The organism is Candidatus Njordibacter sp. Uisw_039, from assembly GCF_047730075.1.
Taxonomy (GTDB): Bacteria; Pseudomonadota; Gammaproteobacteria; order Pseudomonadales; family Balneatricaceae; genus Njordibacter.
In genome coordinates, this window is sequence record NZ_CP159831.1 from 1,982,521 (window position 1) to 2,006,541 (window position 24,021).

18 protein-coding genes are annotated in these 24,021 nt (G+C 46.7%); 13 read left to right on the forward strand and 5 right to left on the reverse strand.

The genetic code is table 11. The features are described 5' to 3' along the window. Position 1 precedes the first annotated feature (1 nt). The 3 genes from iolD to ABXT70_RS09345 are packed head-to-tail and all read right to left on the reverse strand — an operon-like array spanning position 2 to position 4,678. Complete coding sequence (gene iolD, locus ABXT70_RS09335; protein ID WP_443640220.1) at positions 2-1,852, reverse strand: 3D-(3,5/4)-trihydroxycyclohexane-1,2-dione acylhydrolase (decyclizing); 1,851 nt, start codon at positions 1,850-1,852, stop codon at positions 2-4. 20 nt (positions 1,853-1,872) lie between these two features. Then, positions 1,873-3,780 (reverse strand): bifunctional 5-dehydro-2-deoxygluconokinase/5-dehydro-2-deoxyphosphogluconate aldolase, encoded by a 1,908-nt coding sequence (locus ABXT70_RS09340; RefSeq protein ID WP_443640221.1) that lies wholly within the window; start codon positions 3,778-3,780, stop codon positions 1,873-1,875. Between the two features lie 49 nt (positions 3,781-3,829). Then, positions 3,830-4,678, reverse strand: a complete 849-nt coding sequence (locus ABXT70_RS09345) for a MurR/RpiR family transcriptional regulator (RefSeq protein WP_443640222.1) — start codon at positions 4,676-4,678, stop codon at positions 3,830-3,832. Between the two features lie 449 nt (positions 4,679-5,127). On the opposite strand from ABXT70_RS09345, the gene ABXT70_RS09350 reads away from it, so the two are divergent. The 9 genes from ABXT70_RS09350 to ABXT70_RS09390 all read left to right on the forward strand — a co-directional run bounded on the left by ABXT70_RS09350 (position 5,128) and on the right by ABXT70_RS09390 (position 13,715). Continuing rightward, positions 5,128-6,060 (forward strand): substrate-binding domain-containing protein, encoded by a 933-nt coding sequence (locus tag ABXT70_RS09350; protein ID WP_443640223.1) that lies wholly within the window; start codon positions 5,128-5,130, stop codon positions 6,058-6,060. A 98-nt stretch (positions 6,061-6,158) separates the two neighbouring features. Further along, positions 6,159-6,941: an ATP-binding cassette domain-containing protein gene (locus ABXT70_RS09355; protein ID WP_443640224.1), complete on the forward strand. Its 783-nt coding sequence runs from the start codon at positions 6,159-6,161 to the stop codon at positions 6,939-6,941. A 9-nt stretch (positions 6,942-6,950) separates the two neighbouring features. Beyond that, positions 6,951-7,937 (forward strand): ABC transporter permease, encoded by a 987-nt coding sequence (locus ABXT70_RS09360; protein ID WP_443640225.1) that lies wholly within the window; start codon positions 6,951-6,953, stop codon positions 7,935-7,937. Positions 7,938-7,950: 13 nt separating this feature from the next. Continuing rightward, positions 7,951-8,973, forward strand: a complete 1,023-nt coding sequence (locus tag ABXT70_RS09365; RefSeq protein WP_443640226.1) for an ABC transporter permease — start codon at positions 7,951-7,953, stop codon at positions 8,971-8,973. Between the two features lie 49 nt (positions 8,974-9,022). Further along, entirely contained in the window at positions 9,023-10,147 is a 1,125-nt protein-coding gene (locus tag ABXT70_RS09370; protein ID WP_443640227.1) for a Gfo/Idh/MocA family protein, read from the forward strand. A gap of 1 nt (position 10,148) precedes the next feature. Next, the gene (locus tag ABXT70_RS09375; protein WP_443640228.1) at positions 10,149-11,141 is read left to right on the forward strand and encodes a PfkB family carbohydrate kinase; all 993 of its coding nucleotides are present in this window, start codon (positions 10,149-10,151) and stop codon (positions 11,139-11,141) included. A 24-nt stretch (positions 11,142-11,165) separates the two neighbouring features. Continuing rightward, positions 11,166-12,005: a 5-deoxy-glucuronate isomerase gene (locus tag ABXT70_RS09380; protein WP_443640229.1), complete on the forward strand. Its 840-nt coding sequence runs from the start codon at positions 11,166-11,168 to the stop codon at positions 12,003-12,005. A gap of 6 nt (positions 12,006-12,011) precedes the next feature. Further along, positions 12,012-12,842, forward strand: a complete 831-nt coding sequence (locus ABXT70_RS09385; RefSeq protein WP_443640230.1) for a class II fructose-bisphosphate aldolase — start codon at positions 12,012-12,014, stop codon at positions 12,840-12,842. 45 nt (positions 12,843-12,887) lie between these two features. Continuing rightward, complete coding sequence (locus tag ABXT70_RS09390; RefSeq protein ID WP_443640231.1) at positions 12,888-13,715, forward strand: SDR family oxidoreductase; 828 nt, start codon at positions 12,888-12,890, stop codon at positions 13,713-13,715. Here the strand turns inward: ABXT70_RS09390 and gcvA are convergent. Further along, the gene (gene gcvA, locus ABXT70_RS09395; protein ID WP_443640232.1) at positions 13,712-14,590 is read right to left on the reverse strand and encodes a transcriptional regulator GcvA; all 879 of its coding nucleotides are present in this window, start codon (positions 14,588-14,590) and stop codon (positions 13,712-13,714) included. The two genes, ABXT70_RS09390 and gcvA, sit on opposite strands and share 4 nt — an antisense overlap. 139 nt (positions 14,591-14,729) lie before the next feature. Between gcvA and ABXT70_RS09400 the strand changes: the two genes are divergently transcribed. Genes ABXT70_RS09400 through ABXT70_RS09410 form a run of 3 tightly spaced genes read left to right on the forward strand, consistent with a single transcriptional unit; the run spans position 14,730 to position 21,221 of the window. Next, entirely contained in the window at positions 14,730-16,271 is a 1,542-nt protein-coding gene (locus ABXT70_RS09400; RefSeq protein WP_443640233.1) for a trimethylamine methyltransferase family protein, read from the forward strand. Positions 16,272-16,295: 24 nt separating this feature from the next. Further along, positions 16,296-18,719, forward strand: a complete 2,424-nt coding sequence (locus tag ABXT70_RS09405; RefSeq protein WP_443640234.1) for an FAD-dependent oxidoreductase — start codon at positions 16,296-16,298, stop codon at positions 18,717-18,719. Between the two features lie 60 nt (positions 18,720-18,779). Then, positions 18,780-21,221 (forward strand): GcvT family protein, encoded by a 2,442-nt coding sequence (locus tag ABXT70_RS09410; RefSeq protein ID WP_443640235.1) that lies wholly within the window; start codon positions 18,780-18,782, stop codon positions 21,219-21,221. Positions 21,222-21,243: 22 nt separating this feature from the next. On the opposite strand, the gene ABXT70_RS09415 is transcribed toward ABXT70_RS09410, so the two are convergent. Further along, positions 21,244-22,446: a DegT/DnrJ/EryC1/StrS family aminotransferase gene (locus ABXT70_RS09415; RefSeq protein ID WP_443640236.1), complete on the reverse strand. Its 1,203-nt coding sequence runs from the start codon at positions 22,444-22,446 to the stop codon at positions 21,244-21,246. A 279-nt stretch (positions 22,447-22,725) separates the two neighbouring features. On the opposite strand from ABXT70_RS09415, the gene ABXT70_RS09420 reads away from it, so the two are divergent. Then, the gene (locus ABXT70_RS09420; RefSeq protein ID WP_443640237.1) at positions 22,726-23,853 is read left to right on the forward strand and encodes an MBL fold metallo-hydrolase; all 1,128 of its coding nucleotides are present in this window, start codon (positions 22,726-22,728) and stop codon (positions 23,851-23,853) included. Positions 23,854-24,021: the final 168 nt, after the last annotated feature.

Sequence of the window (24,021 nt, forward strand, 5' to 3'; positions counted from 1 at the left end):
CTTAATACCCTCGCTCTGCTAGACGTTTAGCAGTCCACTCTTGGTGCTTGGTAACAACTTCTTTACGGGGTGACACTTCTGGCACTTCCACTTCCCAATAGGCTCCGCCTGGTGAACAATGAAGAGGATCTGTATCAATTACCACCACACTCACACCAGCACGTTGTCGCGCTGCCAATACGGCTTGCTTCAGCCCACCTATATTATCAACGTGAACCGCATGAGCACCCATTGCACGAGCGTGGCCAGCAAAATCAATTTGCGCCAAACCTTTGTTGTAAGTATCTTGCAATAAGTTGTTGAAGTTGGCACCACCAGTGGCCATTTGCAGGCGATTAATACAACTAAAGCCCCTGTTGTCCAGTACCACGATAGTTAACTGTAAACCCATGCTAACAGCCGTAGCCACGTCTGAGTTCATCATCATGTAGGACCCATCACCCACCATGACGACCACCTCACGATCAGGACAAGCCAGTTTAGCCCCTACACCACCACAAATTTCATAACCCATGCAGGAGTAGCCATACTCCAAGTGATAACCACCCACCTGCTCTGCTCGCCAATGCTTGTGCAATTCTGAAGGCAAGCTGCCAGCCGCAGCAACCACTACTGCATTTTTATCAACACTTGTGTTTACAGCAGCAACAACCTGCGCATCTGACGGTATCGTCTGGTCGTCTGTAGCAGGTAAAATATCCTCACAAAGCTTCTCCCATGCAGCAATACCCTCTTGAGTTCTTTGCTGCCAAGCTGCTGAGGTAACATAGCCACCCAACTGCGATGATAATGCTTGCAGACCTAACCTAGCATCACTCAACAAACTTTGGGCGCGGTATTTAACCGCGTCCATAGGCTGCACGTTAAGTTGAATCACTTGGCCCTTAAACAAGGTGTTAGAACCTGATATAAAGTCTTGTAATCGCGTACCTACGGCCAAAACTACGTCTGCATTGGCAGCCAAATCATTGGCACTGTCTACGCCGGTCACACCCACAGCACCAGCATTTAGTGGGTCACTAGCAAACATTGAAGACTTACCCGCTTGGGTTTCAATGACCGGAATCTGATGGCGCTTAGCAAAAGCTTGTAATTCACTTTCTGCCAATGAGTAACGCACCCCACCACCAGCCACAATGACCGGCTGCTTAGCCCCTAGCAAAGCTTCTACCGCTTGATTTAATTCATGTTGGTCTGGACCTTGACGGCGTAGCCGCCATACCCGCTTTTCAAACATATATTCTGGGTAGTCAAAGGCTAGGGATTGCACGTCCTGGCAAACACTGATGGTCGCAGGGCCACATAAAGCCGAATCAGTAAGCGCTACCATGGCCCTAGGCAAAGATTGAATCAATTGTTCTGGACGAGTGATACGATGAAAATAACGACTTACCGGACGAAGCGCATCGTTCACTGTGCTACTGCCATCAGCAAAGTTTTCAGACTGCTGCAGCACTGGATCGGGTTGACCTGAGGCAAATACGTCGCCAGGCACTAGCAGCACCGGTAAGCGGTTAACGTAAGCTACTCCAGCAGCGGTCACCAAGTTAGTCGCACCTGGACCGATGGAGGTGGTTGCCACCATTACTTGCTGACGCTGACGGGCCTTAGCAAACGCGATAGCCGCCAGAGCCATAGATTGCTCGTTATGGCCACGGTAGGTAGGCAACTGATCTCGCACTTGATACAGTGCTTCGCCAATACCCGCCACGTTGCCATGACCAAATATAGCCCAAACACCAGCAAAAAAAGGCACTTCACTACCGTCATCAAGTTCAACATGTTGATTGATCAAAAAACGAGTCAAGGCCTGGGCGGTGGTTAATCGAATTGTTTGCATAGTTGTAGACATAGCAGGTTACTCTTCTTTAATTACTTTTGCGCTTGGGCATCATCCCAAGCAGCAATGATTAATCGGTACTTTTGTGCCATTAACGCTACGGCCTCGGCATCATTGAGGCTGCCTTGCAACCAGCCCTGAGCGGCTTCATCAAACAGAGTGCGGCCAATCGCAAAACCTTTCACCCAGGGCTGTTTGGCGGCTGCATTAAATGCTTCACTAATGCATTCGATGGTGCTATTTAAACCTAAGACGATGACACCTTGGCAATAAATATCATTTTGATCAATAACCTGACCAACTGAATGCCAGTAGTCATCATTTAATGCTGGCTCAAGCTTCCACCAATCAGGTTTAACGCCTAGGTCATAAAAGTGCTGCATGATGGGTGCAACTTGATCAAATGCTGGGCTATTACCATCACGCGCTGTAATGATTTCCAACAACCATTGATGCCCAGTAAAACGACAAGCGCGATCTAGTTGCAGCATTAACTGCTCATGGTGCTTTCGCGTTGCGGCATCATCATCTAACCGATAGGGGCATAATACCTTAACCGTTTGATTGAGAGGCCAATCATACAAGTGTTGCACAATGTCACCTTCGGCTTCCAGTTGCAGAGGAAACTCACCTGAAGCTTCTATTGGGCGGCCAACCCACGCCTTAGTGCTGGTGATTTGATGTAATGCAGCTCGGCCCATACGGTCATCCACCAACATACCAAAACCAGGATCCTGCCCAGCTTCTTGCTGTGCTGCCTGAACCGCAAGCCGTTTAAATTGGGCAATATAAGCAGGTGACTTACCGGCGGCCTTAGCCCAGTTGGTAAACTGATGTCGGTGATCGATAGCAAATGCCACCAAACGCTTGTGTTGCTTATTGCGGTTAGTAGTGCGGTGGATATGGTTGAGTACAGGATCAAAGCGGAGAGCATAATGCTCGCTGCCGTGCTCTAGAAAGTATTCCAATTCCTGCCATGAAGGCACGGCTGGGGCACACCCATGCCTCGATACTGCAAAGGCGCCACAAGCATTAGCATAGGCACAGCTAGTGGGCCAGTCTTCACCACCTAACCAACCACGCAACAAGCCTGACATGAAAGCATCACCGGCACCCAGCACATTAAATACTTCAACTTCAAAGCCTGCCCCTTCAGCCCCTGATTGCCAACCATTAATGTCGCCCTCAAATACTCTACAACCTAATGCACCGCGTTTACAGACTAAGGTCGCCATAGACATAGTGCGCACAATAGCTAACGCTTCAAGACTATCCTCACAACCAGCAGCAATATGGAACTCTTCTTCAGTACCCACAATAAGATCAATATCAGGAAGAAATGCTTGTAAATGTTGACTGACATTATTATCAGCTATAAACCGGCTTTCGCCATCACCATGGCCTGCTAAACCCCATAGATTAGGTCGATAATCAATATCCAGCACCACCTTGGTGCCATGTTTTTTAGCAATAGCAATAGCTTTACGACTCGCCGCAGCAACCGTTGGTGTACTCAAGTGAGTACCCGATAATAGCAAGGCGCGGCTCGATGCAATGAGGTCTTCATCGATATCGGCTTCACACAGGGCCATGTCAGCGCAGTCTTCACGATAAAAAATAAGGGGGAATTGTTCCTTGTCTTGAATACCTAAAACAACCAAAGCGGATAAACGTTCAGGGTCCGTCTTTACCCCTTGCACATCAACACCCTCAGCTTCCATGGTTTCACGGATGAAACGTCCAAGGTGTTCGTCACCTACCCTTGTGATCATGCCAGACTTAAGCCCTAAGCGAGCAGTACCTATAGCGGTGTTAGCTGGACTGCCTCCCACGTACTTGGCAAAGCTACCCATATCCTCTAAACGTCCACCTACTTGGTGACCATAAAGGTCAACGCTAGAGCGGCCAAAGCACACCAAATCCAAACTCTTATGTTTCATATGTAAGCCTAAAAGAAATATATATTCCAAATAGTGAGCGAAAAAAAGTTTAGGTATTTAACTTTTTATCCAACTCGGCACGCACTCTTCCTGTCTCTACAGCCAAGCACAATGCTAAGCACATAGTCGCAGACAATCCCCTAAAACCACTCACTTCATCTTCCAGCACTTCTAAGTGAAAATCATCAGCCCGGGCAATTGGACTCAACGTTGAGTCTGTCAAAGCCACAACCTTGGCTTTGTTGAGCAAGCAAATATCGACCAACTCACGGGTATTGGCTGTATAGGGACTAAAGCTAATGGCCAGCAGAACATCGTCCGTTTGTAACATCCGGGCTTTGTCTGCCATGCTGTGAGGCATGCCCGATAAAACCACCGATTGCACCCCAAGCTTTACCAAGGTGTAGTGCAGATAAGCCACCACTGGCTCTGCTCGACCTTGCCCTGCAATGTACACCATTCGCGCCTGCGCTAGCTGCTCACTGGCTTTAAGCAAGGCACTTTCATCCACCTTCTGTTCCAAGCGTGTAATCGATTCAGCAGCTGCCTGGGTAAACTGGGATAAAACAGTTTGTTCCCGCCCTGCGGAGCGCTGCATGGAGTTAAGCCGTTCAGAATACGGCTGAGGCACGTGCCGCATGCTTTCCTGAAATACAGCTTGCATGTCAGAAAAACCTTGATAACCAATGGACTTGGCAAACCGCACCATAGTGGATGGTGTTACGCTGACCTGATCACTGATTGATGCAATAGTATTGAGGGCAATGACATCAGGATTATGCATGGCAAAAACAGCAACACTCTGTAATCGTTTGGGCAGGTCTTGGTAGTGATCCTGGAGCCAAGGCTTCAATTCACTAAATACGCGAGGCGGTTTTACTTGAATAATTTTTGTCATAGATTCATCCAACACCTTAGCTTTATGTTTCGTATAGCCAACGTGGGCACGTAATATTTAGTAAAAAATTGTAGCTATCATAATTAGATTTAACGGCAAAAATCCAAACCTATCAACACCCTAGCAATCACTATCAAAAGCTAAGTTAAAACTAATTACAACAGACTAATCAATAATTGGCTTGATTATACGTAAATCAATTTACATATGGAATATTTATTTCAAAAATAAACATGTTGAAATTAATTTTTGAAAATGGTACAAATTGATCCGTCTCAAATATGTTTGTGTGGATTGCCTTTTAACAATCTATCTATGTATTTGTTGGAACAGGATTTAACCTGAGGCGTTAGCCTTAAGTTATTGAAGTAGTAATGTTGAGCAACCGCGGAATACTCCGCACAACAAAAACTAAAAATTAGCTTAGCTAAATTTTTAGGAGGAAAATAATGAAAAAACTTAATTTGTTTGCAGCCACAGCTTTATCTGTGGTTATGGCTACCGGCGCAAATGCTGCAACCATTGGATATTTGAGCTCTAACTTTGACGACAACTTTCTAACATTGATGCGTGAAGCTGCCAAAGTTCACACTGAGGAAAGGGGTCATACTTTCCAAATAGAAGATGCCCGTGAAGATGTTGGTACCCAGTTAAGCCAAGTGCAGAACTTCATCGCTTCTGGTGTTGATGCGCTAGTAGTTACTGCAGTAAGTGCTGCAGCAACCCCACAGATGACTAAAATGGCTAACGCAGCTGGCATTCCTATCGTTTACGTTAACCGTATGCCTTCTGATTCAGCTAGCTTAGGCGGTACCAGTACCTTTGTTGGTTCTAATGAAACTTGGTCTGGCACCTTGGCAGCCTTTGAATTATGCAACCTAGCTGGAGGCACTGGAACTGCAGTAATGCTTCAGGGTATCTTGTCTAATGAAGCCGCTGTAACTCGTTCTAAAGACTTCGAAGAAGTGTTGGCACTGTCTATGTGTAATGGCATCGAACTAAAAGCTGTTGAGGTAGGTAGCTGGCAGCGTGCTAAGGGCAACGACATCGTATCTAACTGGTTAAGTTCTGGTATGAAGATCGATATTGTATTTGCTAACAACGATGAAATGGGTCTAGGTGCAGTTCAAGCCTTCAAAAATGCTGGTATCAGCATGGATGATGTACTCATTGGTAGTGTAGACGCAACTGCTGACGCCCTAGCATCAATGAAAGCAGGCGACTTGGATGTAACAGTATTCCAGAACGCTGCAGGTCAAGCAACTGGCGGTATCGACGCTGCAATTGCTGCGATTAACGGTGAGTCTCTACCAAACTCGGTTACTATTCCTTTTGAATTGGTAACTCCTGCTAACATGGCAGAATACATGGGCGCTAACTAAAACTTAATGCCTTAGTAATCAAAAAAACCTCTGGATATACTCCGGAGGTTTTTAGTTATACATTTAATTTTTAGCTTTCAGTGCCTTTAGAGAATTCTATGAACAACCAAGACGACATCATTCTACGCACAGAAAACCTCACCAAACGTTATGGCGGCGTACATGCGCTAGAAGAGGCCAATTTTACTCTAAAAAAAGGTGAGCACGTAGCTATTGTAGGAGACAACGGTGCAGGAAAGTCTACCTTTGTGCGCCAAATTACTGGTGTAGAACAGCCAACTTCAGGTGACATATTTTTTGAAGGCAAACGGGTAGAGTTTAACTCTCCATTAGAAGCACGAGAAGCAGGCATAGAGTCTGTATTTCAAGACTTAGCCTTATGTAATGATCTAGATGTGCCTTCAAATCTATTCTTAGGCCGTGAAGAGTTACTCTTCAAATTTGGGCCATTTAGCATCCTCGATGAAAAGAAAATGATGGAAAAAGCCAAGGAAGTATTGGAAAGAACTGCCATCAAAATTCCAAATTTAAGTAACCACGTGGGCGACATGTCCGGTGGTCAGCGCCAGTGCGTAGCTATTAGCCGCTCCGCTAGTTTCGCCTCCAAACTAATCATTATGGATGAACCAACTGCAGCACTTGGTGTGCAGGAAACCACTCAGGTGGAAAATATTATTCGTGGCTTAAAAGAGCAAGGGGTACCCCTTATTCTAATCAGTCATAACCTACGCCAAGTATTTAATTTAGTTGACAAAATCTGGGTATTTCGACGTGGACGTATCGTGGGCGAGGTAATCGCCTCTGAAACGGACGGCAATGAGATTGTTTCCATGATCACGGGCATGCAGGGCGGTGTTCACGAAAAAGCCAGCTACATTTAGGAGGTCATCATGTTTAAGCGAGAAAACCTCCCCGCTGAGGCCAGCATTTTTGCTGTGTTTGTTGGTATCGCCATATTATTTGAAGTGCTTGGTTGGGTATTCGTGGGTAAAAGTTTTTTAGGCAATGTACAACGCTTAGAAATTATTATCTTGCAGGTGTCTATCTTCGGCATTATTGCTGTAGGTGTAACACAAGTCATCATCACCTCTGGAATAGATCTATCAGGTGGCGCAGTATTGGCATTGTCAGCCATGGTTGCTGCAAGTTTTGCTCAATCAGTCGATGCCTTCGCCCCAATATTTCCGCAATTTTTGGGTTTACCTATTATTATTCCTATTGCCATCGGCTTAGCCGTAGGTGCCGCTTGTGGCTGGATTAACGGGGCAATTACCGCTTATACGGGCATTCCTCCCTTTATTGCTACCTTAGGCATGCTTGTTACCGCACGGGCCGTTGCCGTGATTTATACCGAAGGTCAACCTGTCTATTCTTTATCCGAATCTTTTACCGTCATTGGTTCTGGAGCTTGGCCCGTATTGGTATTTTTTGTTGTGGCAATGATATTCCACCTCATACTGAAGCATACAGTATATGGCAAACACACCTATGCAATTGGCTCTAACGAAAAGGCGGCAAGAGTCGCTGGCATCAATGTTCGACGTCACAAAATCATGGTCTATACCATCGCTGGATCTTTGTCAGGTTTAGCAGGCGTGGTGATGTGCGCTCGCGCCACCATCGCTCAATCTGGTATGGGAACCATGTATGAATTAGATGCCATATCAGCCGTAGTTATCGGTGGCACCTCCTTATTTGGTGGCCGTGGGCGCATCTCTGGCACCGTTATTGGGGTTTGTATTTTGGGTGTTATTACTTCTGGATTTACCTTCTTGCGCATCGATTTCTACTATCAAGAAATTGTTAAAGGCATGATTATTGTCGGTGCCGTAATGCTTGATCAACGCCGTCAAGCAAAACAACGCTCTCGCGCATAACAAGGATATTATCATGACTTCAACTTCATCCACGGGCGGCTATAAAACTGAGAAAAGCTGGAAAGACTGGCTCCCCAAGGACATCAGCATTCTAATGGTGTTGCTAGGCACCGCTCTTATTTTTGAAATTCTGGGTTGGTTTATTGCTGGGCAAAGTTTTATTTTTAACACCCAGCGTCTCACCATTATCATTTTGCAGATGTCTATTATTGGCATTATTGCCATAGGTGTTACCCAAATCATCATTATGGCAGGCATTGACCTGTCTAGCGGTTCGATGTTGGCTTTTACTGGCATGGTAGCCGCAAGTTTGGCACAAACCTCTGACTTTACTCGTGCGGTCTACCCTGCCCTAACCGACATGCCCGTATTAGTACCTATTTTTGCTGGCATTTTGATGGGCTTTGTTTTGGGAGGAGTGAATGGTGGTTTGATTGCTTATTCAGGCATCCCACCGTTTATCGCCACCCTTGGTATGTTAGTAGCCGCGCGTGGTTTGGCACGCTGGTACACCAGTGGCTCTCAGGTGAGCTTCTTTATCGACGACTATGCTATTTTGGGTAGTGGCATTATCCCAGTTGTCATATTTTTAACTACCGCTATGGCGTTCCATTTTCTGTTGCGCTACACCCGCTACGGCCGCTACACCTATGCCATTGGTTCTAACGAACAAGCCGCGCGTGTGGCTGGCATCAATATAAGAGCCCATAAGCTATTGGTATATACCTTAGCTGGGGGCCTCTATGGATTGGCCGCAGTAGTGGAAACATCACGTACCCTTACAGCTCAATCGGGTGCAGGCATGTTGTACGAACTGGATGCCATTGCCGCTGTAGTCATTGGTGGCACGTCCCTAATGGGTGGTAAAGGTCGCATCACTGGCACCATTATTGGTGTGTGTATTTTAGGTGTTATCACTTCTGGCTTTACCTTTTTGGGTATTGGCTCCTTCTACACCAATATTGTTAAAGGCATCATCATTGTTGCCGCAGTCGTTGCCGACCAGTACCGTAATAACAACAACGGTAACCGGTAATGCTAAATATATTTATTACATCGTCCACTAGGGCTTTAGAGATAGAGACATGAAAGAAATAGGTATAGGTGTTATTGGCACCGCTTTTATGGGCAAGGCCCATTCCATTGCATATGCCTCGGCAGGTACTGCTTTTGGCGGTAATTTACGCCCTCGGTTAGAAATGGTGTGTGACCAAGACCCACAGATTGCTGAGGCCAAGCGCGCTGAGATGGGCTTTGCCCGCTGCACTACCAACTACATGGATGTGGTCAATGACCCCAAGGTTGATTTAATTTCTATTTGTGTACCTAACTCTGTGCACAAAGAAATTGCTATCGCCGCCCTAGCAGCGGGCAAACATGTGTGGTGTGAAAAGCCTATGTCCACCAACTTGGCCGACTCCCAAGCCATGGTGGATGCCGCTGAAGCCAGTGAGCAAAAAACCATTGTTGGTTATAACTACATTCAAAACCCTCTAGTGCATGCTGCTCGTGAGATGATTAACGAAGGCGTTATTGGTGAAGTCACAGGCTTCTTTGGAGTCTACGATGTAGACAATGAAGCTGATCCAGACCGGCCGTACAGTTGGCGTATGAACCGTGAGCTATCTGGTACTGGTGCCAATGCTGACGTGATGTGTCATCTAGTGAGCGTAGCCCACTTTATGACTGGCAGCGATATTAGTAGCGTAGTGGGTGAATATGACATTGTTTATGCCGACCGCTACGACCCCAAGACCAATACCCGCAAGACTGTGGACAACGATGATGTGTGTATGGCCATTGCCCGTTTTAACAGTGGCATTAAAGGCACTCTGCGCGTAAGTCGTGTGGCTTGGGGCCGCAAGTGTGGTTTGAGTTGGGAAGTGCATGGGTCTCAAGGCATGATTCGCTTTGATCAAGAACGTCTTAACGAACTACAACTCTATACTCGGTCTGACGACCCGCGCCAGCAAGGTTTCCGTACTATTCTATCGGGCCCTTATCACAAGCCCTATGATGCGTTCTTGCCGAACGCTGGCCATACCCTAGGTTATATAGATGTCAAAGCGTGTGAGCTAAACCAACTCCTTACCACCATTGACCAAGGCGGCCAAACTTGGCCGTGTTTTGCTGATGGTTTAAAAATTGAAAAGGTTATGGATGCCATAGATCGCTCGGCTATGAGTGGCCAATGGATGGACGTGAAATAGCATGACTGACCTGCCCCATACTAGCCCTGAAAAAACCTGGCATGCGCTAGTGCTAGGCCGTGCGGGACTAGATCTTTACCCCCAACCTGATAGTGGCAAAATCAGTGATGCCCATGGCTTTAGTGCCGACATGGGGGGATCTGGAGGTAATATTGCTGCAGCTATGGGGTGCGTTGGCGCAAAAGTGGCTTTATTATCAGCCGTGTCAGACGATGCCATTGGCCATTTTGTGCGCCAGCGACTAGAGCAATACCATGTAAGTGATGCATTCCTGCAAACCAGCCAAGGCAACAGCCGCACAAGCCTTGCCATTGCAGAAGTAAGACCGACAGACTGCGACGTCGTAATTTACCGCAACGATGCTGCCGATCTGCAACTACGCATAACAGACGCTATGCAGACAGCCGTGGTTAACAGTAACAACCTAGTTGTCACCGGTACTGCGCTTATTTCTGAACCTTCACGCACAACTAGTCTGGAGCTGATGAAACATGCTAAAAGCAACGGTTGCACCGTATGGCTAGATTTAGATTACCGCCCATGGAATTGGCCTGATCTCCAAACCACACGAACTATTTACAGCCTTGCTGCAAAATATGCCGACGTGGTGATCGGCAATGAAGAAGAATTCGCTGTGCTTACAGATCAATTAGAAGACTACATAACACAAGCTAACTTGCCCACTAAAAGACAAGCCATTTTACTCAAGCGCGGTGGCAATGGTGCCAGCTTATTTAACCAAGGACAGCGCCTTGATACGGGTGTATACCCCGTAAAACCACTAAAACCTTATGGTGCTGGGGATGCGTTTTTGGGCAATTTGGTACACCACTATAATAGCCATCACGACTGGCAAGCAGCTATTGCTTGTGGCAGTGCCGCCGCTGCTATCGTAGTTTCCCAACGGGGTTGCGCCAGTGCTATGCCTAACGCAGAACAAATTAATCTCATGCAACAATCCACCACCATGAAGCCAACTGCCAACTGGTGTTAGCGACAAGTTTACTAGGAGTTATATATGCATATCCCACCTCATGATAACCAAAATAAAGCCATTGTTGACCGCGATGACGAAAAAACACCTTTATGTTATTTCAACATTGTTAAACTCACTAAAGGCGAATCCTTTACCTCGAAAGTTGAGGGTTACGAAACCTGCTTAGTGCCTGCCACTGGCAGTATTGACGTTAACGTAGCTGGCCAACGCTTTGAAGTAGTCGGTAAACGTATGCACATTTGGCAGGGTGAGCCTGAGGGAGTATATGTTCCCGTTGGCACTGAAGTCACTTTTACTTGTGTCAGCAGCGCCGCTGAAATCTTCGTCTCAGGTGCTAAACATGACGAAGTGTATGAGCCGTTTGTGGTCCGTGAAGCCGACATCGACCCAGTTCAATACGGTTCTGATGACACCAAAACCCACCGTAAGATCAAGCACATATTGGGTAAAGCTCAAGCAGGTAAAGTAGGCCGCTTGTTAGTGAGCGAATTATTTACCGTCGGCGCTGGCGGCTGGTCTGGATTTCCACCCCACAAACATGACACTGATGCGTTACCTACTGAATCGCGTCATGACGAAGTGTATAATTTCCGCTTTAATCCAGAGCACGGTTTTGGTGCCCAATTTCTTACCCAAGAGGGCGAAGACATGGGAGACGTGTACCATATTCGCAATAGTTCTACCATCCAGATAGAGAAGGGATATCATCCGTGTGTAGCAGGCCCAGGCTACGAAATGTACTACTTCACTATTTTAGGGGGCTTGTCGCAACGGCCTTTACACCAAAACTTTCACCCTGAACATGTCTACCAACTGGATACAATCCCCGGTATGAAAGACATGATAAACAAGTTTAAGTAGGCCGCCATGTTAGTTAATTTAACAGACCTAATGCAGCCTGCCTTGAAACATGGTTATGCCGTGCCTTGCTTTAATGTGTTTGGCTACGAAGATGCGCTGGCTGTGGTGAATGCTGCACAAGCTCGCAATGCCAGCGTCATCCTCGCAGTTAACTTAGACATGACCCAGTTTATGCCATTGGATCATATTGTAGGCATGCTCAGGCCTCTTGCAATAAGCGCCACGGTGCCGGTGTGCCTGCATCTGGATCATAACTACGATATTCCTACGGTACTCAAAGCAGTGGACGCAGGCTTCACCTCGGTTATGTACGACGGTTCCCAGCTACCCATCGCGGAAAACATTGCTGGAGTGAAGCAGGTGGTTGCACATGCTAAACCTTTAGGAGTGTCTGTAGAAGCTGAAGTTGGCTCAGTACCTTATGCGAGTGGTCGCGATCACATTAAGTCTGAGCTAACAGACGTCAACGAGGCTATTATGATGCTAGAACAGGCCAAGCCTGATGTACTAGCCGTATCTGTTGGAAATGTGCATCGTTTAGAAAACACCTTCGTAGACATTGATTTTAGCCGCTTTGGTGAACTACAAACTGCCTTAAATGTGCCCTTAGTCATCCATGGAACCAGTGGTGTAAAAACCCCTGATATACAAAAGCTAGCTCAGGGCAATGTCTGCAAGTTCAACATAGGCACTTGCTTACGACAACGTTTTGGTAAGTCTTTGCGTCACATCCTTGAAACCGACCCCAATTTATTTGACCGGCTTACCATAATGAAAACTATTATTCCTGAAGTTAGCAATGAAGCTGATAAAATGATTGGGCTGCTTGGACAATAACTAGGCTGATAAACTAACGCAACTAACCTCATACGAGATAAGTTTATGGCTCTTTTGACTGGTCTAAATAACAAAGTAGCTGTTATCACAGGTGGCAGCCAAGGCCTAGGCGCTGCCACTGCGCACCTATTTGCAGCGCGAGGTGCTAAAGGCCTTGTGTTGTGTGGGCGCCAAACAGACAAGGGCCTAGCAGTAGCTGATGAAATTCAACAACAACACCCATCCTGTGAAGTTCACTTTGTCACCGCAGATTTAGCTGAAATCGACTCCCCAAAGAACATCATAGGGGCTGCACAAGAGCATTTTGGACAATTAGACATTCTCATCAACGTAGCCGGCCTGTCTGCCCGTGGCACGATATTAGACACCTCACCTGAGTTGTACGATCGCATTATGAACATTAATGTGCGAGCCCCCTTCTTTCTTATACAAGAAGCGGCTAAATTGATGCGCAGTACGGGTGCCGATGGCGCCATTGTGAGCATAGGTTCCATTGCCGCCTATGCAGGCATGCCTATGCTCACCGCTTACTGCACTTCCAAAGGCGGTCTTAACACTCTCACCCGAAATGCTGCCCACGCGCTGATGCGTGACCGCATACGCGTTAACTGCTTAAATATTGGCTGGATGTCGAGCGATGGAGAAGACGTCGTTCAGCGAAAATACCATGGTGCTGAAGACGGCTGGCAAGAAGCAATAGGTGCCGAGATGCCTTTTGGGCGTTTAGTAGACCCTGAAGAAGTGGCCCGTGCCTTAGCCTTCCTAGCCAGCGACGAATCTGGATTAATGACCGGTTCCATAGTTAATTTTGATCAGTCCGTGTGGGCTGCTAGTGATGCCATGGTGGTGCCTGAGCAGCGGTTACCCGATTAAACCTGAGCCAACAACCATTCCTTGAACGCCTTTACATCTGGGCGTTGTAGATTGTTTTTAGGGCACACTACATAATAGACATAGTCAGTTATTAGCACCTGATCAAACACAGCAACCAAGCGTCCAGACGCCAAGTGGTCCTCCACAAACGGGGTAGCACCTAACGCCACGCCCTGACCATCTATCGCAGCTTGAATCAATACATTGGTGTCGTCAATAGTGGTGCCACGTTTGTTATTAATACCCTTCACGCCCACTTGTCTTAGCCAGTCGTTCCAGGCGTTCGGGTCTGCATCATGCAGTAACGTTACATCGAGCAACTGTTCAGGTTTAATTAAGGGTCCGTTATTGGCGAGCCACATAGGGCTTGCTACAGGAAAAAAATTCAACTTTATGATAGGTGTACTCTGTACTCCCTTCCAGTCGCCTCGGCCATAAGTTATTGCTAGATCAATGTCTTCACGTTCAAAATCGACCGCTTTGTGACTATGAAACAAGCGCAAGTCAATTTTGGGGTAAAGTCGCCAAAACTCTTCTAACCGTGGTGATAGCCATTTAGCGGCAAAATAAGGCGCTAAGCGCACGTTAAGTACAGAGCCAGTCTTCTCGTGTTTAAGACTAATAACGGCATTGGCCATATCGTCAAACGCATCTGCTAACACGGGCATCAAGGCCGCACCTTGGTTGGTGAGCGTTAGGTTGCGTGGCAACCGTTTAAACAAACTATGGCCCAGATAATCTTCCAAGCCTTTCACTTGGTGGCTAATAGCCGCTTGGGTGACAAATAACTCGTCTGCAGCGCGAGTAAAACTCAGGTGTCTTGCCGCTGCTTCGAAAGCACGTAGGCTGTTTAGTGGAGGCAGTTTTCTGGCCATTAATTAACCTCATTCATGCGTCGCATTTTAGATTAGTTATTCTAATCCATATCAATAGAATTAATCAATTGAACAGAATTAGATTTAAGCTAAAAATCAGCCTGTTTTAAAGCAATAAAAACTACCTTGGAAACCAGCTATGTCACGTCGATCCGGTGGCCGTCAGGCCCGTTTAGCAGTACGTTTGGCACCCTTAACTGAAGAAGCCAAACCCGTTCATCCTGGAGAAACTGGTGGCACGTTTATGCCCCTGTCTGAAAGCGCCATGTCCGCTGTCGCAGACAACGCTTATCGCATCTTGTCTGAAATTGGTTTTAGTCGCTCTACACCTCACTGCACAGAAACCATGGTGTCCGCCGGGGCGATTATGGGAGATGATGGGCGTTTGCGCATTTCACGCAGTTTAGTAGACCATACCTTAAGTATCTGCCAGCGAAATCTAACACTCCATGGCGTAGAGCCTAAACATGATTTAGAGCTAAGTGGACAGCGTGTGCATTTTTCGACGGCTGGTGCCGCTGTGCATGTGTCAGATCCAGAAAACAACACCTACCGTAATTCTGCTACAGAAGATTTGTATGACATGGCGCGTATTGCTGATACCTGTGAACATATCCACATGTTCCAGCGCATGTGTGTTTTAAGGGACATAGACGATCCAAAAACTATGGATTTAAATACCTTATACTGCTCTATTATTGGTAACAGCAAGCATATAGGCACCAGCTTTACTGAAGCAGACCATGTGACAGCTGGGCTGAAGATGCTACACCACTTTGCTGGTAGCGAAGAAGCTTGGCGAGCACGGCCTTTTGTGAGCATGTCCAACTGCTTTGTAGTGCCCCCAATGACCTTTGCAGAAGAATCCTTAGAATGCCTGCGGGTGGGGGTAGAAGGTGGCATGCCCATTCTGTTGCTCTCTGCCGGACAGGCTGGAGCCACGTCTCCTGCGCTGTTAGCTGGCGCAGTATCTCAAGCTTGGGCTGAATGTTTAGGCGGTTTAGTTTACGTTAATGCGATTAAACCAGGTGCTCCCGCCATTATTGGTACCTGGCCCTTTGTCTCTGATTTACGCACCGGTGCCATGAGTGGAGGCTCCCCAGAACAAGGCATATTATCTGCAGCATGTGCACAGATGGGTAACTATTTTGATTTACCTACGGGCACAGCGTGTGGCATGACCGACGCAAAATTCCCAGATTTTCAAGCCGGTGCTGAAAGAGCCTATACCGCCGTAGCAGCGGCCATGGCCGGTGCCAACGTGGTATACGAATCTGCAGGCATGTACGGCAGTCTTATGGGCGCTTGCCCAGAAAGTTTACTCATGGACAATGACGTATTAGGTGCTTGCATGCGCATGACCAAAGGCATTAAAGTAGACGAAGACAGCCTAAGTTTTGACGTAATTAATGAAGTCTGTATGGGTGGTAAGGGCCACTACCTAGGTTCAGATCAAACTCTATCAGTAATGCAAAGCGAATATATTTACCCCAATCTAGGCGACCGCAGCAGCCCTAATGTATGGGCAGAACAAGGTAAACCCGTGTTATTAGAAAAGGCGATCGCTAAAAAGAAAGAACTGTTAGCCAACTATTTCCCCACACACATTAGCGACGAGGCTGACTTAGCTATACGCGCGGAATTTGACATCCGCCTCACCCGTGAACAAATTGGCCGTTAATACTAGCCGTTAGAGAAGCATATTATGTCCCTACAATCCCATGCCCGCGTTGTAATTATTGGTGGTGGTTCCCTTGGCGTTAACCTCATGTACCACCTTACAGAAGAAGGCTGGACCGATGTGGTAATGATTGAAAAGGGTGAGCTTACTAGCGGGTCAACATGGCACGCCGCAGGCCTTTGCCCTAACTTTAATGGCAATCATACCCTGTCTAAAATTCACGATTACACTATCGAGTTGTATGACAAAATTTTACCTGCCAAAACGGGACTACCTTCCTCATTCCACAAGTGTGGCAGCCTGCGGGTAGGCTATACAGAAGTAGAAGAGCAATGGTTCCGTAACATCATGAGCCGGGCTCACAACATTGGTTGTGAAATGCGCTGGGTGTCTAAAGAAGAAGCCAAAGCAATTAATCCCGTGATGAACTTTGATGGCGCTCGCTGTATTTTATACACGCCAAATGACGGCCACGTGGATCCAACGGCTGTGGTTATGCCCTTGTCTCAACTAGCCCGTGAAAATGGTGCTAAAATTAGCCGTTTTAACCGCGTCACAGACATTAATATACTGCCCCAAGGTGGTTACGAGGTCATAACCGAACAAGGCAACATCATTGCCGAGCACGTGGTCAACGCAGGGGGTTGTTTTGCCCCAGAAGTGGGCCGCATGGTAGGCGTTCATGTGCCTATTATCAACCTAGAACACCAATATCTAGTCACCGAAGACCACCCAGAGCTAGCAGCCTTAGTCAAAGAACTGCCAGTAACCCGAGACTCCACTGCTGCTGCTTACATTCGCCAAGAAGGCAATGGTTTATTGGTGGGACCCTACGAAACCCGAGGTTCAAAACCGTGGGCCATCAACGGCATGGATTGGGACTTTGATCGGGAGTTATTTGCTGGTGACTTAGTACGCCTAATGCCCTGGTTAGAACGTTGTATGGAACTGGTGCCTATCTTCCAAGAAGTAGGCGTTAAAAACATCATTAATGGCCCTATTACCCACACACCAGATGACAACTTCTTAGTGGGCCCAGTAGCCGGCTTAACTAATTTTTGGAACATGACTGGGGCCTCTATTGGTATCGCTCAAGGTGGTATCGGTAAATACATGGCGCAGTGGATGGTGCACGGCCAAACAGAACTCAATATGGCCTCGTTAGATAGTCGCCGCTTTGGTGATTGGGCTAATAAAAATTATTGTATTACCCGCGCTATTGAATCCTATGAGCGCATGTACTCCAGCGGTTCACCTACAGAAAACCGTCCCCATGGACGCCCTATTCGTACCAGCCCATTACATACGGTGATGGCACAAAAGGATGCGGTACATTTTGTTACCGCAGGTTATGAAAAACCAGCTTGGTTTAAGACCAATGCAGTGCGCAGCGAAAGCGAAACTTGGACCCACAGCGAAGCACATACTGTTGTAGCAGAAGAATGTGCTGCAGTGCAAAACACCTGCGGCATCACTGACATCAGTGGAACAGCCAAATATCGTGTTACAGGACCAGACGCTTACGCCTTCATAGATCACCTGTCATGCAACAAGCTACCCGCTAAAGATGGCCGTATTAGCCTCACCCTATTCCATGCAAAAAACGGTGGCATCATGGCCGAGCAAACCGTAAGCCGTATTAGCCAAGACCACTTTGTATTGATGGGCGCTATTGGCTCACAAATTAAAGACCTGCAGTGGATGCAACAGCATGTGGGTGATTATGACGTTGCTATTGAAGATTTCACCGAAGATTGGGGTGGCTTATTACTCACTGGCCCTAAAGCCCGCGAAATTCTTGAGCACATTTGTGAAGACGACCTATCCACCAGCGCCTTCCCCTGGCTCGCTTGCCAAACCATTCAGCTGGATTCTGCCCCTGTTTTTGCCATGCGGGTGTCTTATGCTGGAGAATTAGGCTGGGAATTACACATGCCCGTTTGGCAACTTATTTCTATCTATGAGTCATTAATGCAATTTGGGAAACCTTTGGGTTTACGAGACTTTGGCACTCGTGCTTTTAATAGCATGCGTATGGAAAAAATGTACCGTGCTTATGGGACTGAATTTACTGAAGAAATTTCTGGGTTAGAAGCTGGCATGGATCGTTTCTTGGATTTAAGCCACGAGTTCATTGGCAGCACTAATATGCTTCAACGCCAAGCTAATGGCCTTTCTATACAACTGGCTTATCTGGTATTTGATGACGACGTGCCTGCAGAATGTTTTGGTAACGAAGCGGTGTTTGCTAATGGTGACCATACAGGTATTATCACCGGCGGCGCCTATGGCTATCGGGTAGAAAAAAGTTTAGCCTTTGCCTACCTAAAACCCGAACACTGTAATGTGGGTCAGGCACTTACCGTAGAGACCTCTGTTGGCACGCGACATTGTCATGTAGAACTCGACGCTGCGTATAACCCAAACAATAGTTTATTGCGCGGCTAACCACTAATACAAATAAAAAACACCGTGGGCTATTACTACTCCACGACTAACGAGAATGTTATGAGCGACACCCAAGTATTGCCAGAAAAAGCCCGTATTGCCATCATTGGTGGTGGTATTATCGGCACCTCCGTAGCCTACCACTTAGCCAAACGTGGCATTCAAGATGTAGTGCTAATAGAACGTAAGCAGTTAACCTGCGGCACAACTTGGCACGCTGCAGGCCTAATAAGCCTTGCATGGGCTACACCTACCCTTACTAACTTGGCCAAATACAGCCACGAGTTGTATGCCAGTTTAGAGGAGGAGACAGGCCAAGCTACAGGTTACAAGCGTATTGGTAGCATCTCCTTAGCGCGTACAGAAGCACGTTTAGAAGAAATTAAACGCACCTCGTCTATATGCAAAGTGTTTGGTGTGGAATCAGAAATGATCAACAACACCCGTTTAGCAGAGCTTTACCCTGGTATTAATACTGAAGGTGTTATAGGGGCGCTCTACACACCCGGTGACGGCCAAACCAACCCCATTGACACCACCATGGCATTAGCCAAAGGTGCCAAGATGAATGGTGTGGAAATTTTTGAAAACACCGTCATGGAAGAATTGCTCACTAAAGACAACGTCATTACCGGTATTCGCACCGACAAAGGCACTATGGAAGTTGACCAGGTGATCCTATGTGGTGGTATGTGGACCCGTGACCTTGCTAAAACAGTGGGTGTTCAGCTGCCTCTTTACGCTTGTGAACATTCCTACATTGTCACAGAGGAAATGGAAGGCTTAACCCAGCGCCCAGTATTACGTGACTTTGACCGTGGTTTATATTTTAAAGAAGACGCTGGAAAAATGTTAGTGGGATGGTTTGAAGACAACGCTATTGGGCTACCCATGGATAAAATTACTGACGACTTCTGTTTTGGACAGTTTCCCTTAGACCAAGATCACGTAGAACCCTACCTGTTGAATGGTATGGAAACCTTCCCACAGTTACAAGAAACAGGAATTCGCACTTGGTTTAATGGCCCAGAAAGTTTCACTAACGATAACCTTCACTTGCTTGGCCCTACCCCTCAAATAGACAAGTTATTTATTGCAGCAGGCATGAATTCCAAAGGCATTGGTGCTGGGGGTGGCGTGGGTAAAATCATGGCCGATTGGATGATTGATGGTTTTCCATCGGGTGACGTGAGTGAGTGCGACTTGCGCCGCCATCACCCTGCCCAACAACACGACGAATATGTGTCAGAACGTATCCCAGAAGCCTTAGGTCATAGTTATGCTATGCATTGGCCGTTCTATCAATACGAAACAGCACGTGACCAGATTCATTCACCACTCCACCAAGAACTTACAGCAGCAGGCGCCTGTTTTGGTGAAGTGTGTGGCTACGAACGCGCTAACTGGTTTGCCAACCCAGGACAAGAAGCCAATTACCAATACAGCTACCAAAAGCCAAACTGGTTCGACAACAACAAACAAGAACACATGGCTATGCGTGAAAGTGTTGGTATTTACGACATGTCATCCTTTGGTAAGTTTGAAGTGACCGGACCTGCGGCTGGCAAGAACTTACAATACATTTGTGCAGGCAATATTGATGTGCCCGTAGGCAAAGTGGTGTACACCCACTTCCTTAATGCTCGCGGTGGTATCGAAGCAGATCTGACTGTTGTGCGCACTGGTGAGACAACTTACTGGGTCATCACTGGCATTAGCTCCCATTCAAGGGATTGGTGGCACCTTAATCACCGCCTCATCGACGATGTGTTGCTGCAAGACATTAGCATGAATTTTGGCGCAATGGCCCTTCAAGGTCCATTAGCTCGAGATGTGTTGTCTAAAGTTACAGCCACAGAATTAAGCAACGAGGCCTTCCCATTTGCTACGGGTAAAGTGATGGACGTGGCGGGTGTACGCATGTGGGTACAACGCTTAAGTTACGTTGGCGAACTAGGCTGGGAGTTGTTTGTTCCCGCTCAACACACAGCCACAGTATACCGTGCTTTATTTGAAGCGGGTGCCAAGTTTGGCATACGTAATGTGGGTATGCATGCCGTTAATAGTGCCCGTATGGAAAAAGGTTTTGTGCATTGGGGACATGATGTGGGACCAGAAGACACCTTATTTGATGCTGGCCTTGAGTGGGCCGCTAAACCAAATGCGGGTGACTTTATAGGCATTAATGGCTTTAAAGAACAACTTCAATCTAAAAAATCTACCCGCAGGTTAGTGCAATTTAAGCTCGACGATACTGAAGCAATGTTATTCCATAACGAACCCATCGTCATGAACGGTGAAATCGTGGGTTATTTATCCTCAGGCATGTATGGCCATGCCATAGGCAGTGCCATTGGCATGGGATATGTAAACTCTCCTGACCTGTCTCCAATTCGTTTATCCAAGGCTAAATTCGAAATCGAAATTGCCCTCAAACGCTACTCAGCTCAAGCCAGCTTACAAGGCTTCTACGACCCTAAAGGTCTGCGCCCGAAAGCATAGATCTAGGCCTCAGTTCATGGGATTATCGCCCCATGAACTGAGCCATAACTTGTTCAATAACAGCTCCGATTAAATAACAGTCTTCATCATTGAATGTCAACGGCACACGAAGATCTAATGTTTTCTCTAAGGCTTTAAGAGTGTTCGGCAAGTGTGGCATGGGTTCAATGTAATGCCAGCTGTCATAGCGACTTGTGAAAGCATTGGGCTGAGCCGCACCAAACCACTTGAGCTCTACACCTTGAGCTACGCAGGCAGCAATAAAGTCAGGGATTTGCTCTACGTCTAAGCCTGTTGCCCGAAACTGAAGAGAGCTACCCACAAAAGACTCTCGCTTGTCTCTAGCAGGAATATCCAGCCCCGAAATCAATGCAATAGAGCTGTGAAGGATGTTATATCGCTGATTCCAGCGCTCACAGTTTTTATCTAACCCTGGTAATTGTGCTAGGCCTATAACCGCACGTATATTATCCATGCGGCCAGACATATTGGCACTGGTTAAACGTATTTTTTCAAATACCTCTGGTGCCGGTGCTGCACCATGGCGTTCGTAGAACATATAGGATCCAGAATGCATAATGAGGCGGGCCGCTACTTCTGCATCATCAGTTACTACTAAGCCACCTTCACCAGTGTTCATGTGTTTATAAGTCTGTAGGCTAAACGCCGCTACCTGACCAAAATTTCCAGACTTCACACCAGACCATGCGCCACCCATGGTGTGAGCACAATCCTCTAATACCTGCAGACCTAACTTATTACATAAGGCCATAAGCTGATCCATATTGGGAATATGCCCACGCATAAGCGATAACAACAAAATTTTAGCATTGCTGCCCTTTGCCTTAGCCTCTAAGTCGGTCAAATCGAGGTGGTAGTTGTTATCAATTTCCACCAATACTGGTTTACCTCCAGCAGCATGAATAGCGCCAGGTACTGGCGCTAATGTATAGGCATTCGTTAGCACTTCGTCGCCTGCTTGCAAACCCATGGCCCGTAGAGCGATATGCAAACCATAACCTCCTGAAGTACAGGCTAAACAGTATTTTCGACCTTGGTATTGAGCAAAATCTTGTTCTAACAAGGCCGCATCAGACAACTCACTACCCACCGTGTTGTAACGATGTAATCGCCCTGAATCAAGCAGCTCCATGACCTTTTTTTTAGCCTGTTCGGGAATAGGTTCTTGCTGGGTAAAGGGTTTCATAAACTTCAGTTTTGACATTACATTTTCCTTGGACACTAACATGTCAATTTGTACATATCATCACCCAAAACAAGCATTACATGCAACTACTAGATTCACCCTAACCTATGATATAAATCAATTACTTGAACCCGTAAAAAACATCAACTAATACTAACTTTACAATACACTAACGCCCACTTAATATTTGGCTATAGTTCTATAGAAACAAGTAAAAGAACAGTGTGTAGAGTATTATCTAACCTGCATGGTGATCATCGTAATATTCTAGAAAAAATATCGTGAGTTTCAGTTTCAATGATTAAAAAAATAGGCCTCAGTCTAGCTGCCATAACACTCACATTAACCCTAGCCGCAGTTGCAGTGGGCTATTATTGGTATTCCAACGCTGCTGTGTTTGGTGCGTCAATGACACCTGCCCAGCAACGGAGCTACATCACCTCAAGTAACTTTTCAGAAACCCTGTTCATTAATCAGATAAACACTGACATGGACCAAACTTTTGGGCTGATGGCTGGTGCATTGTGGGACTACGTTACTGCAGAGGGGCTAGCCCCAGAGCACAACCTGGAAATAGTTAAAGCTGATCCGTCACAACTCAACAACGCCAACAATAAAACCCAACTCATGTGGCTTGGTCATTCCTCGTTTTTACTACAAAGCGCCAATCAAACCTTGTTATTCGACCCTATATTCAGTGACACAGCCGCACCCCACCCTGCTCTAGGTAGCAAGCGCTATAACAAAAACCTGCCTATTGAGCCAGAACAACTACCCCCTATAGATGCTGTCATCATCTCCCATGATCACTATGACCATCTAGACTACCCCAGCATTATGCAGCTAGATGCCAAGGTTAAGCACTATTATGTGCCCCTTGGGGTAGGGCAACATCTACTACATTGGGGCATAGCGCCAGAGCGCATTAGCGAAATGGACTGGTGGCAATCTAACAATTTAAATAGCATTAAGCTGACACTCACCCCCGCTCGTCACTTTTCTGGCAGACGCTGGGACAATCGCAACTCTACTTTATGGGGAGGGTGGATGGTTGAAGCCCCAGACCAGCGGGTATTTTTTAGTGGCGACAGCGGCTATGGCCCTCACTTTAAAGAAATTGGCCAACGTTTTGGCCCCATTGATATCGCCCTCCTAGATACAGGGCAATATAATTTCCGCTGGCAGGCGATTCACATGCGGCCTAAACAGAGTGTTCAAGCTGCGCAAGATTTAGATGCCCATATTATGATGCCCGTGCACTGGGGCGCTTTTACCTTGTCATTGCATCCATGGGACGAACCTGCGCAGCAGACCAGGTTGCTGGCTCAACAGCAAGATCAGGCGTTTGTCATTCCACGCATCGGTGAACTAATGCAGTTACTCCATGAACCCATAGTTAGAGGTCCCTGGTGGCAGAAATACTGACCCAAAGACGACAAAATATTTTGTTAAGCTTTATCGAAGGCCCGTAATGCTGTAAAAATTTCTCTTTCTAGTTTGATTATTTTTAAGCAAAAAAAGCCCAGATCAACTGGGCAAAGTCACTTAAAGATACCTGTTACGCATAAACTCATTATGCATAATTAGTATAGA